The sequence below is a fragment of the Sulfuricella denitrificans skB26 genome, assembly GCF_000297055.2.
Classification (GTDB): domain Bacteria; phylum Pseudomonadota; class Gammaproteobacteria; order Burkholderiales; family Sulfuricellaceae; genus Sulfuricella; species Sulfuricella denitrificans.
Genome location: NC_022357.1, coordinates 233,361 through 249,272, shown reverse-complemented (window position 1 = coordinate 249,272; position 15,912 = coordinate 233,361). Strand labels below are relative to the sequence as shown.

At 58.7% G+C, this 15,912-nt stretch carries 9 protein-coding genes and 1 pseudogene; 4 read left to right on the top strand and 6 right to left on the bottom strand.

Features of this window, described 5'->3' with window-relative positions:
* Positions 1 to 53: 53 nt before the first annotated feature.
* Positions 54 to 707, top strand: a pseudogene (locus tag SCD_RS01140) (ATP-binding protein); the annotation flags it as partial.
* Between the two features lie 10 nt (positions 708 to 717).
* Here SCD_RS01140 and SCD_RS01135 read toward each other — a convergent pair.
* From SCD_RS01135 to SCD_RS01110, 6 genes are all read right to left on the bottom strand, one after another.
* Complete coding sequence (locus tag SCD_RS01135; RefSeq protein ID WP_009206976.1) at positions 718 to 1,872, bottom strand: PilT/PilU family type 4a pilus ATPase; 1,155 nt, start codon at positions 1,870 to 1,872, stop codon at positions 718 to 720.
* The gene (locus tag SCD_RS01130; RefSeq protein ID WP_009206977.1) at positions 1,872 to 2,225 is read right to left on the bottom strand and encodes a hypothetical protein; all 354 of its coding nucleotides are present in this window, start codon (positions 2,223 to 2,225) and stop codon (positions 1,872 to 1,874) included. Before SCD_RS01130 ends, SCD_RS01135 begins: the two co-directional genes overlap by 1 nt.
* 3 nt (positions 2,226 to 2,228) lie before the next feature.
* Positions 2,229 to 3,107 carry an STAS domain-containing protein gene (locus SCD_RS01125; protein WP_009206978.1) on the bottom strand — a complete coding sequence of 293 codons (879 nt, stop codon included), beginning with the start codon at positions 3,105 to 3,107 and terminating at the stop codon, positions 2,229 to 2,231.
* 39 nt (positions 3,108 to 3,146) lie between these two features.
* Positions 3,147 to 4,217, bottom strand: coding sequence for an ATP-binding protein (locus tag SCD_RS01120; RefSeq protein WP_009206979.1), 1,071 nt, complete (start codon positions 4,215 to 4,217; stop codon positions 3,147 to 3,149).
* Positions 4,210 to 5,208: a GGDEF domain-containing protein gene (locus tag SCD_RS01115; protein WP_148290720.1), complete on the bottom strand. Its 999-nt coding sequence runs from the start codon at positions 5,206 to 5,208 to the stop codon at positions 4,210 to 4,212. Before SCD_RS01115 ends, SCD_RS01120 begins: the two co-directional genes overlap by 8 nt.
* 134 nt (positions 5,209 to 5,342) lie before the next feature.
* Positions 5,343 to 5,729, bottom strand: coding sequence for a rhodanese-like domain-containing protein (locus tag SCD_RS01110; protein WP_009206981.1), 387 nt, complete (start codon positions 5,727 to 5,729; stop codon positions 5,343 to 5,345).
* Between the two features lie 137 nt (positions 5,730 to 5,866).
* Here SCD_RS01110 and metH point away from each other — a divergent pair, with 137 nt between their 5' ends.
* The 3 genes from metH (at position 5,867) to SCD_RS15505 (ending at position 15,889) form a co-directional block, all read left to right on the top strand.
* Positions 5,867 to 9,562, top strand: a complete 3,696-nt coding sequence (gene metH / locus SCD_RS01105; protein WP_009206982.1) for a methionine synthase — start codon at positions 5,867 to 5,869, stop codon at positions 9,560 to 9,562.
* A 145-nt stretch (positions 9,563 to 9,707) separates the two neighbouring features.
* Entirely contained in the window at positions 9,708 to 10,940 is a 1,233-nt protein-coding gene (locus SCD_RS01100) for an ABC transporter substrate-binding protein (protein WP_009206983.1), read from the top strand.
* Positions 10,937 to 15,889 carry a PAS domain S-box protein gene (locus SCD_RS15505; protein ID WP_009206984.1) on the top strand — a complete coding sequence of 1,651 codons (4,953 nt, stop codon included), beginning with the start codon at positions 10,937 to 10,939 and terminating at the stop codon, positions 15,887 to 15,889. The genes SCD_RS01100 and SCD_RS15505 overlap by 4 nt, the downstream gene beginning before the upstream one ends.
* The last annotated feature ends 23 nt before the right edge of the window (positions 15,890 to 15,912 follow it).

Sequence of the window (15,912 nt, the reverse complement as noted above, 5' to 3'; positions counted from 1 at the left end):
TGGCATTCTTAAATAATAATACTAAATTCTAAAAAAGCAAAAATCCCCCCAGCGGCGGCAACCCGCGCCCTGGCGAGATTTCCCTGGCGCACCACGGGGTGCTGTTCCTGGACGAACTGCCGGAGTTTGCGCGCCCTGTGCTGGAGGCGTTGCGCGAACCGCTCGAATCAGGGCGTATTACCATTTCCCGCGCCGCCCACCAGGCTGACTTTCCAGCGCGCTTTCAACTGGTGGCCGCGATGAATCCCTGCCCGTGCGGTTATCTCGGCCACCCCGGTGGAAAATGCCGCTGCACCCCGGACCAGGTGACGCGCTACCGCGGAAAAATATCCGGTCCGTTGCTCGATCGCATCGACTTGCAGATTGAGGTCCCCGCCCTGCCTGAGAGTGACCTTACCCAACACGGAGCGAGTGAGCCCAGCGCGGCTATTCAGGCCCGCGTGGAAGCCGCCTATGGCAGGCAGTTGGCGCGGCAAGGCAAAGCCAATGCCCTGCTGACCACGCAGGAGATCGACCAATTCTGTCAGCCCGATGCGGCAGGGGAAGGGTTGCTGAAGCAGGCGATTGCGCGGTTGAACCTTTCCGCCCGCGCCTATCACCGCGTACTCAAGGTGGCGCGAACCATCGCCGATCTTGCCGGCAGCGAGGGGGTCAGCAGCGGACATATTGCCGAGGCGATCCAGTACCGGCGCTTCGCTACGGAATAAGCGCGACCTGTCAGACTTTGTCGCTATTGAGGGCGAAGCCGGCGAAGTCGGTGCCCGTGGCTACATCGACAGGAGGATCGTCGGGGGACCGGGTATCGGACCCATCGCGCTTTTCGTTGTTGATCAGCCAAGACAGATTGGTGCGAGAGTCGGCATTGGCGAGCGCCTCGTCCAGGCTGATTTTACCCTCCCGATAGAGGGCGAACAGCGCCTGTTCGAAAGTTTGCGAGCCGGCAGTGAGACTTTGCTCCATCGCTTCCTTGATTTTGTCCGTCTCCCCGCTCTTGATCAGTTCTGCAACATAGGGCGAGTTCACCAGAATTTCCGTTGCCGGCAAACGCTTGCCGTTCACTCCACGTACCAGTCGCTGCGAAATCACCGCCTTCAGGCTGATCGAGAGGTCATGCAGCAAATGGTTGCGCGCTTCGTGGGGGAACAGATTGATGATGCGGTTCAGGGTGTGATAGCTGTTGTTGGCGTGCAGGGTGGACATCATCAGGTGCCCGGTTTCAGCGTAGATCATCGCCTGCTGCATGGTGTCGCGGTCACGGATTTCGCCGATCATCAGCACGTCCGGCGCTTCGCGCACGGCGTTGAGCAGGGCCGTGGAGTAGGAGTTGGTGTCGAGTCCCACCTCGCGCTGGTTGACGATGGATTTTTTGTAAGCATGCAGGTACTCGATGGGATCTTCGATCAGCAGGATATGACCGGTTCTGTTGGTGTTGCGGTAATCGATCATCGACGCCAGGGTGGTAGATTTCCCCGACCCTGCCTGGCCCACCACCAGGATCAGGCCACGTTTTTCCATCACCAGTTCTTTCAGGATAGCCGGCAGGCCGAGCGATTCGATCGAGGGGATCTGGTCGCGGACAAAACGCGCCACCAGGGCGACATCGCCGCGCTGGTGAAAAACATTGATGCGGAATTTACCGGTGTTTTCCACCAGGAATCCAAAGTTCATCTCGTGTTCCGCTTCGAACGCCTTGATTTCGTCCGGGGTCATCAGTGAATAGGCGATTTTCTTGACGGTTTCCCCATCCAGCACCTGATTGTTGAGCGGCAGTGTTTCGCCCTCGATCTTCATCAGCACCGGCGCACCGGCAGAGATGTACATGTCCGAGGCCTGCTTTTCAGCCATGAATTTGAATAGCTGCGTGAGATCCATTATTGCTCCGTCCTTTGCCAGCCGGAAATATCCAGGGCGGTTTCGAATGCCGGAATTTCGTGTGTAAACTGCGCCAGGGCGAAGGCAGCCGTGGGTTGCATGTGGACACACACCATCCTGACGTTAATCGCACCGGTGGTACGCGCCAGGGCGTTGAGCCAGGCGTAATAAACCGGATCGATGATCGCCTGCTCGGCAAGGTCGTAATACAAACGCGACGCACGAGCCTGCTGCAGGCGCGTGGCAATGCGTTCGATCAGTTGGTCCTGATCGCAGATATTCAGGCTGCGCGACGGTTCCAGCAAAAAATCGCCGCTGCCGATCTGGGTCAGGTGCAGACCGGGGATGGACACGCCTTAAATAGCCTTGTGGCTGACCTGGATGCCCATGCGGCGGAATGCTTCCTTCAGCCCGTCGGAGAGGCTGGCACGCGTGGTGACGCCGCTCATGTCGATGTTCAGGCTGGTCAGTGCGCGAGCGATTTCCGGCCGGATGCCGGTAAGGATCGCATCCGCCCCCATCAATTGTACCGCCCGCATCATCTGGATCAGGTGATGGGAAACCTGCGAGTCGATATTTTTCACCCCGGTCAGGTCCATCACCACGGCGTTGGCGTGTTCCTTGGCAATGCGGTTAAGCAGCGCCTCCATCACCAGCATGGTGCGGTTGGAATCCAGCGTGCCGATGATCGGCAGGGTGAGCACGCCATCCCAGATTTCGGTGATGGGCGTGGCAGTCTCGCGCAATTCCGCTTCCTGCGCGTTGATGGTGCGTTCCTTTTCATCGAGGTAGGCCTGGAATACTGCCAGAATCAGCTCATTGAAGGTGCCGGAGAGAAACAGCAGGGCATCGCGCGTGTCGTCGACTGTGGTGTTCTTTTTATCATGAGCCAATGCTTCGATCAGGGTGCGCTGCATGAACTGGATGTAGCGCACCAGGTCTTCCACCCGGCCGCCGCGCACCAGGATTTGCTTCGACAAACCATTAAAAAACATTTCCAGGGCGTGGAACTGGGGCGAGCCATCATCGTGCGGATCCCTGGATTCGAGCAAGGCAACCAGGAGTTGCAGAAACTCGATGCAGAAATCGGTGATCTCGTCGGTGCCGAGCAGATTGTTGCTGCCGCCGAAAATGGTACGACCTTCTTTTTCGATGGTCTCCGAAATGCTGCCGACCTGAAGCTTGAGCAGTTCTGTCAATTTAGCGCTGGCGGATGTGGATTTTTCTTGTGCCATGGTTTTCCCCCTTCAAGATGATGCTTTTATTGTTCTGAATTAGTTGATGCTGGCAACGCAAAGCGATTGGTCGTCTGAAATTCTGCCCATGATATTCCCCAGCGTATAGGCAATCAACTGAGGGTGCTGGTGGAACAAGCCGGGAAAGTTGGTGGTGTCCCAGTTGCGGCGAATGCCGTCGGTACAGGTGATCACCAGGCAACGCTTGCCGATGCCGAGCTGAAACTGGTCGGGTTTCTGGTGCTCCTTGCCCAGTACGCCGGGAGCGAATGACAGGTTGACCATTTCCTCTTCGTTCATGACGTGGGCGTGCATATCGCCCACACCGAGGATATTCAGGGACTGGCCGGCAAGGCCGAGCTCACCGGTAATGGCCACTGCGCCTCGGGTGCCCTTAAGCTGGCGATCCACAGCCGCCAGAATCGAGTCGACGCAGTCGCAGTGGGATAAATGTGCGGCGAGATTGGCGGTAGCCTCCTGAGCCAGTTGGCCGTGACCCAGTCCATCCAGATGCAGCCAGCGCAGGGCGTCGCCGGTCTGCTGTAAATAAATGCGGTCACCGTTGTAGCGGTCATCCGACAACGAGCGAGAAAACAGACCGATCTCCAGCCCTGAAGCCATGCGCGGGGCGGAACCGGGGGCTCTTTCAGGGGCGGATTTTCTGCCGGGATGGAAGCGCGACAAAAAGACGGCACCACTCCATTTTTTTTCCGGGGCGGCACTTTCCTTCTGGGTATAGACGAACGATTCGTCGCTGAGACGGTAGATGCTGCCCAGCCCCTTGCCCAGGGTGTTCACCGAAGAGTAGCCGTCCTGCTGAGCCTGGGAAAGGCAGGAAATGCCCGGGCCGAAATCCAGTGCGACGATGTCAAGAATCGGACCCGGCTGTTGCCAAACCTGGAACAGGCCGCGTCCTTGAGCGTGTTTGACCTGATTGCTGACCATTTCCGAGGCGACCAGCAGCATGTTCTCCCGTTTTCCGTCCGAAAAACCAAGGCGCTGCGCGATTGCCGATAGTTTTGAGCGCAACAGAATGAGCGCGCTTTCATTCTGTACCGGGCTGTTGTAAAGCAGCCGACAATCCGTTGCGCTATCGTAAACCTTAGCCATGGGTGGAATTCGCCAGTTTCATGCAGGGAAATTGGCAGTCGCCGCTGTCCGACACAGAGCAAAGATCGACCACGGCCCGGCCACGCCCGGAATTTTTCGCCTCATACAAGGCGCTGTCGGCGTGCAGTATGAATTCTTCAACAGTGAGACTATCCGGGGTGCTCGGGTTGATGGTGCTGATGCCGATGCTGACCTTGGTTTCCATCAAACGCAGGACTTGCGTCGCCTTGTTGCAGGCCTGAGGGTAGTCGGCAAACAGGACCATGGCAAATTCATCTCCGCCGGTCCGGAAGGCGAAATCCACATCTTCTCGGATGACGTGTGTCAGCGTGTGCGCCATCTTGTTGAGGTAGGCGTCGCCGAACTGATGGCCGAAGTGATCGTTGATTTCCTTGAAATGGTCGAGGTCGAGCATGATCAGCGATAGCGGCGAGACTTTTTGTCGCATGGTGTGGCGGAAGGCCTGGCCGAGTTTTTCATCGAAGGCGCGTCGGTTGAGGAGCCCGGTGAGCGGATCTGTTTCAGCCTGACGCAGGGATTCGTGTAGTTCGGTCTGGCGTTTCACCAGGGTTTGCTGGAGGGTTTCCAGCTCTTTTTCGGTGCGGGAACGGGTTTCGTTGAAGTGGCGCGTCATTTCCGCGTTGCGCTGGAACAGGAGGGCTGGGTCGGCGGACTCGGTCGAATTCAGCAGGTGCTGGCGCAGTTGTTCGATAATCTCGGCTTGTGGCGGTTGAGCGAGGGTGGACAACTGGGCATGTGACTTAACACTTTCCCCCCATTGCGCCACCAGTTGCTTGCCCTGAAGCAGCAAGCTGGCCGGCAGGGGGTAGCCAGTGCCGGCACCGGCGCCACGCAACTTCTTCATCAGGTCGAGCGAAGCGATGGAAGCGGCAAAGGGGTTGCCCCCAAGCCGGGTTACGCTTTCAAGGACAAAACCGATAAAGTTCTGCAGATCGGGTTCGATCGCCAGGTTCTGCTTCAGAAGTTCCACAGGTTCCACCGAGTCACGCTTTAATTATGGCCTAGCCGCGCATTATGCATTTCTTTCGCCGTAAAAACCAACCGGTTAGTGAGTCCCGAGTTCAAAAAATCATCGCAGCGATACCAGGCACTCAGGACTTCTTATCAGGTCTGCGCCCAGGGCAGTCCTTCGTGGCGCCAGCCGTTATGCGAGTTGCGGTGATGATGGTCGTCCAGATCGCCCTCGAAGCCGTGCAGCACATTGTAAACGTCCTGGAGTCCGGCTTTTTCCAACGCCAGCCCGGCATCTACCGAACGGCGTCCGGAGCGGCAGATCAGCACTACCGGTCGGTTCACGCTGGCAGCTTTTTTCACGTGACCGATAAAATCCGGATTGATTTCCCAGTCGGGACCGTCGATCCAGGGAACCAGCATCGAGCCCTCGGGATGACCGACGAACAGGTACTCCATTTCGCTGCGCACATCGACGAATACCGCTTCAGGGTTGGACTGCAGGAATTCGTACGTCTGTTTGGGTGTCATGTGTTGCATATTGTGCTCCTTGATCTTTGCGGGTCCCTCTCCACCATCCGCTCCCACAAGCGGGAGAGGAGGCCATGGTGAAGGGCGCTTGTTTCGATTGGCTGATGTTATTATAGGCACTATCTATCTACCAATACACCTTTGCCATGAGCCACCAAGACCGTACCGCCCTGCTCCACGCCCAACTCAAACAGCGCATCCTGATCCTGGATGGCGCCATGGGCACCATGATCCAGACCTACAAGCTGACGGAGGCGGATTACCGCGGCGAACGCTTCGCCGGCTACGGCAGCGACCTGAAAGGCAACAACGATCTGCTGGTGCTGACCCAGCCGCAGATCATCCGCGAAATTCATTCCGCCTATCTGGAGGCAGGAGCGGATATCCTCGAAACCAACACCTTCAACGCCACTTCGATCGCCATGGCGGATTACCACATGGAAGGTCTGGTATACGAGATTAACGTGGCGGCGGCAAAGCTGGCGCGCGACGCAGCGGACGAATTCGAAGCAAAAAATCCGGCCAAGCCACGCTTTGTTGCCGGCGTGCTCGGACCGACCAACCGCACCGCCTCGATCTCGCCCGAGGTCAACGACCCCGGCTTCCGCAACACCAGCTTCGATCAGTTGGTGGACGCTTACACCCAGGCGATTGCCGGACTGGTGAATGGCGGCTCAGATATTCTGATGGTCGAAACGATCTTCGACACACTCAACGCCAAGGCTGCACTGTTCGCCATCGAACTGTATTTCGAGACCCATCAAATTCAGTTGCCGGTGATGATCTCCGGCACCATCACCGATCTGTCCGGTCGCCTGCTTTCAGGGCAGACCGCCGAGGCATTCTGGAACTCGGTGAGCCACGTCAAACCGCTGTCGATCGGCCTGAATTGCGCCCTCGGTGCGCAGGATTTGCGCCAGTATGTGGAAGAGCTATCGAATATTTCCAACGTCTATGTGAGCGCCCACCCCAACGCCGGCCTGCCCAACCCCTTGTCGGAAACCGGTTACGACGAAACGCCTGAGGCGATTGCGACGGACTTGCGCGAATGGGCGGCCAGCGGCTTGCTGAACATCGTGGGCGGCTGTTGCGGCACCACGCCACCGCACATCAAAGCCATCGCCGAAGCGGTGAAAGACTTGCCTCCGCGCGTCATTCCCGAAATCGAGAAAAAGCTGCGCCTGTCCGGTCTGGAAGCGCTCAACATCGGTGAGGACTCGCTCTTCGTCAACGTCGGCGAGCGCGCCAACGTCACCGGCTCGAAAATGTTCGCCCGCCTGATCATCAACGGCGAATACGACAAGGCACTGGAAGTAGCCAAGGCCCAAGTGGAAAACGGCGCCCAGATCATCGACATCAACATGGATGAGGCGATGCTGGATTCCGAGGCCGCGATGGTGAAATTCCTCAACCTGATCGCCTCCGAACCGGACATCTGCAAAGTGCCGGTGATGATCGACTCGTCGAAGTGGTCGGTGATCGAGGCCGGGCTGAAATGCGTACAGGGCAAATCCATCGTCAACTCCATCAGCATGAAAGAAGGCGAAGCCGAGTTTATCGAGCGCGCAAAACTGTGTCGTCGCTACGGTGCAGCGGCAGTGGTCATGGCTTTCGACGAGCAGGGCCAGGCCGATACCCAGGCGCGCAAGATCGAGATTTGCGCCCGTTCCTACAAGCTGCTCACCGAGGTGGTTGGCTTCCCGGCCGAGGACATCATCTTCGACCCGAATATTTTTGCGGTCGCTACCGGCATCGAAGAGCACAACAACTACGCCGTCGATTTCATCGAAGCCACGCGCATCATCAAGCAGACCCTGCCTTACGCTCAAGTGAGTGGCGGCGTGTCCAACGTATCTTTCTCCTTCCGTGGCAACGAACCGGTGCGCGAAGCGATTCACACCGCCTTCCTGTATCACGCTATCAAGGCCGGCATGGACATGGGCATCGTCAACGCCGGTCAGCTGGGTGTTTATGAGGAAATCCCCAAGGATCTGCTGGAGCGGGTTGAGGATGTGTTGCTCAATCGCCGGCCTGACGCGACCGAACGTCTGGTGGAATTCGCCGAATCTTTCAAGGGCGCGACCAAGAGTCTGGTCGAAGACCTCGCCTGGCGCGAAGGAACCGTGGGCGAGCGACTCTCGCATGCCATGGTCAGAGGGATCACCACTTATATCGTCGAAGACACCGAAGAAGCCAGGCAGCAGGCTGAGCGCCCGATCCACGTGATCGAAGGCCCGCTGATGGACGGTATGAACGTGGTCGGCGATCTGTTCGGCGCCGGCAAGATGTTTCTGCCCCAGGTGGTGAAATCCGCCCGCGTGATGAAGCTGGCAGTGGCGCATCTGGTGCCGTTCATCGAGGCCGAAAAACTCGCTAGCGGCGAGGTGGCCAAGGCCAAGGGCAAGATCATCATGGCCACGGTCAAGGGTGACGTGCACGACATCGGCAAGAACATCGTCGGCGTGGTGCTGCAGTGCAACAATTACGACGTGGTCGATCTGGGGGTGATGGTGCCTGCGGCCAGAATTTTGCAGGCAGCCATTGACGAAAAGGCCGACATCATCGGCTTGTCCGGCCTGATCACACCGTCGCTGGAAGAAATGTCGCATGTCGCCAAGGAAATGGAACGGCTGGGGATGAAGCTGCCGCTCTTGATTGGCGGTGCCACCACTTCGCCCGCCCATACCGCGGTAAAAATCGAGCCGCACTACACCGGTCCGGTGATTTATGTGAAAGACGCTTCGCGCGCCGTCGGGGTGTGCTCCAACCTGTTGAGCGACGATCTGCGCGACGCTTATGTTCAGGGCATCGCCGATGAATATGTAGCGATCCGCGAACGCCACCAGAGTCGCTCCAATGAAACCAAACGCCTGACCCTGGCCGAAGCGCGTGCCAATGCGCTCAAGCCGGATTGGGCCGCCTATATCCCGCCGGCGCCGACTTTTATCGGCCTCAAGGAATTTAATGACTATCCGCTGGCGGAGATCGCCGAGCGCATCGACTGGACGCCGTTCTTTATGGCCTGGGAACTACACGGGCGTTATCCGAAAATCCTTACCGACGTGGTCGTAGGCGAAGAGGCGACAAAGCTGTTTGCCGACGCAAAGGCGATGCTGAAACTCATCATCGATGAAAAATGGCTGGAAGCGCGCGCCGTGATCGGTCTGTTCCCCGCCAACAGCATCGGCGACGACATCGAAATCTACACCGATGAAAGTCGCAGCCAAGTAGCGATGACCTACCATACCCTGCGCCAGCAGGCCGTGAAATCGCCGGGTAAACCCAATCTGGCCCTGGCTGATTTTGTCGCACCCAAAGCGTCGGGTGCGAAGGATTACCTCGGCGGTTTCGCGGTGACGGCAGGCATCGGCATCGACGAGCATGTCGCTGCATTCGAGAAAAATCACGACGATTACAGCGCGATCATGCTCAAGGCCCTGGCCGACCGTCTCGCCGAAGCTTTCGCCGAGCTGATGCATGAGCGCGTGCGGCGCGAATTCTGGGGTTATGCGAAAGACGAGGCGCTTTCCAATGAAGACATGATCGCTGAGAAATACCGTGGCATCCGCCCCGCTCAAGGCTACCCTGCCTGCCCGGAGCACAGCGAAAAAGGCCCGCTGTTCGAACTGCTCCAGGCACCGGAGAAGGCCGGCATTACCATCACAGAAAGTTTTGCCATGCTGCCCACGGCAGCGGTGAGCGGCTTCTATTTCGCCCACCCTGACTCAACCTATTTCGCCCTCGGCAAGATCGGCCGCGACCAGGTCGAAGATTATGCCAAACGCAAGGGATGGGACATGGCGACAGCGGAGAAGTGGCTGGCCCCAGCGCTGGGGTATTAACCGGGGACGAAGTAAAGGGGTGGGTTTGTCGAGTATCCGACAAAATTACTAAAGATATTCCCTAGCTTCAAACTCAACGGTACAATCGGCGCAAGCAAATAAACAATGGAGCCGGTATGCCGTTGCGCCCACTCATCGACCGCCCATGAAATTCAACCGCTTGTTTCTCGTCGGGCGGATAGTGCTGGTCATCCTGGTGATTTACGCCCTCATCACCTGGTGGCAGCAATCGGCTCCCCCGCCGAACATCCGCATCGGCGTACTGCACTCCCTCACCGGCACCATGGCAGCCAGCGAAAAACCGCTGGTGAACACCCTCCGGTTGGCGATCGAGGAAGCCAATGCAGCGGGCGGCATCATGGGGCAAAAAATCGAAGCGGTGGTGGTGGATTGCCGTTCCGATTCGACCTATTGTGCCCAGCAGGCCGAGCGCCTGATCACTGAAGAAAAGGTCAGCGCCCTGTTCGGCTGCTGGACCTCCGCCTGCCGCAAGGCAGTCAAGCCGGTGGTCGAAAAGCACCATCACCTGCTGTTCTACCCGGTGCAGTATGAGGGCATGGAGATGTCGCCCAACATCATCTACACCGGCGCTGCGCCCAACCAGCAGATCATCCCCGGGGTGCATTGGGCACTGGAGAATCTGGGCAAACGCGTCTACCTGGTGGGCTCGGACTACGTCTTCCCGCGCATGGCCAATATCATCATCAAGGACCTGTTGACCGCACAAGGCGCAGTACTGACCGGGGAACGCTACCTGCCGCTGGGGGAAAGCGCCATGGAGACGGTAGTGGCAGATATCGCGAGGCAGCGCCCGGATGTGGTGCTGAACACCCTCAACGGAGACAGCAACGCCCATTTCTTCGCCGCGTTGGGAAAAGCCGGATTAGCCCATCTGCCGCTGGTTTCTTTCAGCGTGACGGAAGCCACGATGAAAGCGTGGGGCGGCGCCCAGCTTAGTCAGCATTATGCGGTGTGGAGTTACTTCCAGTCCCTGCCGGGGGAGAAAAACCGCCGTTTCGTCGCCGCATTTCAGGCCCGCCTCGGCGCTGACCGGATGACCGATGACCCGATGGAAGCCGCCTACATCGGCCTGCATCTGTGGGTGCAGGCGGCGCGCGAAGCCGGCTCCGCAGAACCTGCCAAGGTACAGCGCACGATATTGCGCCAGACCCTGAATGCACCCGAAGGAATGGTGGCCATCGACCCGGACACCCGGCATCTGTGGAAAACCCCGCGCATCGGCAAGGTCAGGCCTGACGGGCAGTTCGACATCGTCTGGGATGCCGGGCAAGCGCTGGAGCCGGCGCCCTTCCCCAGCTATCGCTTCCGCGATGAATGGCTGCAGTTGCTGCAATCCGCCGAAGGGGCGCAGCCATGAACTACACTTCCATCACCCAGCGTTTCGTAGTCTGGTTCCTGGCGATCTCGCTGCTGCCTATTCTGCTGATCGGCTACAGTCTGTTTCAGACTTTCGAAAAGGAAATGCAACAGACGACGTCCCGGCAAATCGCAGCTATCGCCGACAAAAAAGCGGATCAGATCGACAGTTATCTGAGCGAACTCGCCCGCGATGCCTTGATCAAGACGCAGGGAAATACCACGCGCCGGGCTATGGGCGAGTTTGTCGAAGTGTTTGCCCGGGACGGGGTCGAATCCGCCGCCTATCGCCGGCTGGATGCCAGCTACCGTGGCTATTTCAAGCGCTTCCTCAACACGACCGGTTATTACGATCTGCTCCTGATTTCCCCGCAAGGCACGGTGGTGTATTCCCAGAAGCATGAAGCCGACTTTGCCACCAATCTGTACACCGATCCCTATCGCGACAGCGGTCTGGCCAAGGTCACCCGCAATGCGCTGAGCACGCTGGAAAGCGGAATTTCGGAATTTTCGGTGTATGCGCCATCGGGCAATGCCATCGCCGCCTTTGTCGCTGTGCCGATCACGATTGAGGGCAAACTGGTCGGCGTGCTGGCGCTACAGATCGATAAAACCCATGTATTTCAGGTGCTGCTCGACAAGACCGGGTTGGGAAATAGCGGCGAAACCGTGGTGGCGCGCCTGGAGGACGAGCACACCGCGCTGGCGGTGACGCCGCTGAAGTCCGACCCCGATGCTTCGATGAGGCACAAAATCCCGCTCGACGGGCAAGATCGCGTAGAACCCATGATTCGCGCCCTGAATGGCGAGCGCGGCAGTGGTTTCGAGTTGGATTACATGGCACGACCCGTGGTGGCGGCATGGCGCTACCTGCCCCGCATGGGCTGGGGCATGGTGGTCAAGATGGACGCGGCAGAGGCGCTCGCTCCGGTTTACCGGGTGCGCAACTTCAGTCTGACGGTTATCGGGCTGGCCCTGTTTGCCGCCCTTCTTGGCGCCCTCCTGCTCGGACGCCGTGTAGTCGCGCCCCTGAAAGACCTCAGCGATAGCGCAAAGGACATCGCCGCCGGCAAGCTTGACCAGCGCGTGCCTGTGGTCGGGCGGGACGAACTGGGCTACCTTGCCACTTCCTTCAATATCATGGCGGAGCGTTTGCAAGCTTCCTATGCGGAGCTTGAGGGGAAGATCGAGCAGCGTACCGCCGAGCTGACACAGAGCCTGGCCAACTTGCGCATCAAGGATGCCGCCATTGAATCCTCGATCAACGCCATCACCATTGTCGATCTGGATGGCATAATTTCCTACGTAAACCGGGCGTTTGTTGATCTATGGCGGCTGCAAGGGCCGGGAGATGCCCTCGGGCGCTCGTCGCTCGAATTCTGGGATAAGCCTGAACAGGCACAAATAGTGATGGAACTTCTGCGGCAGCAGGGCCACTGGCAGGGCGAATTGCGCGCCCGCCTGAATGACGGCGCGCTGGCCGATTTGCAGTTATCGGCGCATAGGGTGATGGATGAGGCCGGGCAACCTGTCTGCATGATGGGTTCGTTCGTGGATATCACGGCGAGAAAGCAGGCCGCGCTTCAAACTCTGGCCACGCGTAACCAGCTGGAAGCCACTATCGATGCCATCCCGGATCTTCTTTTTGAACTGGGGCTGGATGGGACTTACCATGATATCCGTGCCCAGCGCCATGATTTGCTGGCCGCACCGGCGGACGAACTGCTCGGGAAAAAAGTCCTCGATGTGCTGCCGCCCGAGGCGGCGGATATTGTCATGCAGGCATTGCAAGAGGCACATAAAAATGGCCGGTCACATGGCCAGCAGTTCGAGCTGACCCTTCCGGGTGGCAATTCGTGGTTCGAGCTTTCCGTCTCCCGCAAAAACACCGCTCCCGGGCAAGAGCCTCGTTTCATCGTGTTGTCACGTGACATCACGGCGCGCAAGCAGATGGAGCAGGAACTGCGACACGAGCGCGATTTCGCCGCTGGTCTGGTCAATACCGCGCCGGTGATTGTCCTGCTGCTCGACGCCCAGGGCATCATCGAATACGTCAACCCCTATTTCGAACAGCTTACCGGCTACCGGCTCGACGAGATCAGTGGCAAGGACTGGTTCCGCACCTTCCTGCCGGCACGCGACCAGGACAATAGCCGCATCTTGTTCCAGAATGCTGTCCACGATGAGCCGACACGCGGCAACACCAGCCCCATCGTCACGCGCAGCGGTGAAAAACTCGAGATCGAATGGTACGACCAGGCCATGAAAGATGCGCAGGGCAAGGTCATTTCGGTGCTCGCCACGGGTCAGGATGTGACTGCGCGCAGGTCCATGGAACTGGCGCTGCACATCAGTGCAGAGCGCTTGAATGAAGCACAGCACATCGCTCAGCTGGGCAGCTGGGAACTGGATCTGCAGAAGGGCGAGCTGATCTGGTCAGATGAAATATTCCGCCTGTTCGAGATCGACAAGAGTCAGTTCGGCGCCACCTATGAAGCTTTCCTCGAAGCCATCCACCCCGATGACCGCGAACGAGTGAACCAAGCCTATTCTTATTCGCTCGAGACCCGTACGCCTTACGAAATTTCTCACCGGCTGCGCATGCGCGATGGCCGCATCAAGTGGGTACACGAGCGCTGCGAATCGGAATTCGATGAGGAAGGCAAGCCGCTTCGATCGATAGGCACAGTCCAGGACGTCACCCGGCAAAAGCTGGCGGAAGACTCATTGCGTGTCAGCGAGGAACGCCTGCGGCTCACACTTGCTGCCAGCAGCCAGGGCCTCTACGACCTCAATGTTCAAACCGGGGAGGCCATTGTCAACACCGAATACGCGCTCATGCTGGGCTACGAACCGGCGGAATTCCACGAAACGCACGCAGCCTGGATCGAGCGTTTGCATCCGGACGATCACGACTTGGTGGCGGCGGCCTATCTTGACTACATCGCAGGGAAAATACCGGAATATCACGTCGAGTTCAGACAGCGCACCCGGTCCGGGGAATGGAAGTGGCTCCTCTCCATTGGCAAGCTGGTCGAATGGGATGCGCAGGGGCAGCCGCTGCGTATGCTGGGCGTTCATTTCGACATCACCGACCGTAAGCGCAACGAAGCCGCCCAGATCGAGGCCAGACAGGCCGCCGAAGCCGCCAACCGGGCCAAATCGGAATTCCTCGCCAACATGAGCCATGAAATCCGCACGCCGATGAATGCCATCCTCGGCCTCACCCAGCTGGTGCTGGACACCGAATTGACCCACCATCAGCAGGACTTCCTGAAAAAAACCCACGCCTCTGCCCGTTCGCTGCTGGGCATACTTAATGACATTCTCGATTTTTCCAAGATCGAGGCCGGACACATGAGTATCGAGCAGGTGCCGTTCCACCTGCAGGAAAGCCTGGAACAGGTGGCCGACCTGTTCAGCGCCCGGATTGAGGAAAAGAAGCTGGAACTGATTCTCGAGATCGCGCCCGATGTGCCCGCCGAAATTCTCGGTGACCCTCTGCGCCTTTCCCAGGTGCTAACCAATCTGGTCAGCAACGCCATTAAATTCACCGAGCGCGGCGAGATACATATCAAAGTTGAAGTGGCGGAGCACACCCCTGCCACCCAGCAGCTGCGCTTCTCTGTGCGCGATACCGGCATCGGCTTGTCCAGCGGTCAAGCGGAGCGTCTGTTCCAGGCATTTACCCAGGCCGATAGCTCGACGACCCGCAAATATGGCGGCACCGGGCTAGGCCTGGCCATCTGCAAGCAACTGGTGGAGCTGATGGGCGGCGAGATTTCCGTCTCCAGCGTCGAAGGCCAGGGATCTGCTTTCATCTTCACCATTCAGGCCGGTGTTGCTCCATCCCACAACACGGTGCAGCCGTTGTCTCTAGCCGGCGCCCCCGCCGATACGGTCGCATCCCCGCAGGGCCTGCAGGGAGTGCGTGTTCTGCTGGTGGAAGATAACGCCATCAACCGGCTGATGGCAGCCGAATTTCTCGAACGGCGTGGCGTGTCTCTAACCTTGGCCGAGCATGGCGGCGAAGCGGTGGAGCGGGTAAAAACCGAGACCTTCGATGCCGTGCTGATGGATCTGCACATGCCCATCATGGACGGTCTGGAGGCGGCCCGGCTGATACGCGAACTGCCCCAGGGCAAATCGCTGCCGATCATCGCCATGACGGCAGCGGTGCTGCAGGAGGACAGAGATCAATGTGCCGCTGTCGGGATGGTGGACTTCATCGCCAAACCCATCGACCCCGAGGACATGATCAGGGTGCTGCTGAAATGGGTGACAACCGGCAGCCAACCCTCCCGGGAAAGCGCCGAGAGCGTCATCGAATCGGGCAGTGGTGCTCTTCCGGCATCCTTGCCGGGTTTCAATCTTGAAATGGCATTGCACCGACTGGACGGAAATCGCAACCTGCTGGCCCGACTGCTCCTCGGTTTTGCCGGGGAGCAGTCGGAGGTGCTGGCGCAACTCGATACGCTGGTGCAAGCGGGTGACAATGCGCAGGCCGCCGTTTTGCTGCACACCCTCAAGGGCGTCGCAGGCAATCTGGGAGCGGTAGTACTGGCCAAGGCGGCCGGGCAGCTGGAAGACGATCTCAAATCAGAGAGCGCACCCGCCACCCGCCAGGATTTCGTCGACGCGCTCACCGCGGCGCTGGACGCCATCAACACCCATATCGCGCCAGCGCTCTCTGCCACCGCAGAACACGCCATCGACCGGGAGATGCTGACCCAGATGCTGGACCGTCTGGCACCCTACCTGCAGGAACAGGAGCTGATTCCGGTTGAACTGGCAGAGTCCCTGCACAACCTCGCCCGCTCGAACTGGCCCGATAAAGCCCTTGCACGATTGATGCAGCAGGTAGACCATTTCGACCATGACGGGGCATTGGCCAGCGTTGTGCAACTGGCGGCTATTTATGGGGTGACATTGGGGAACAAAGATGTGTAGCATAGGCTTGCAGAGAATCTGTT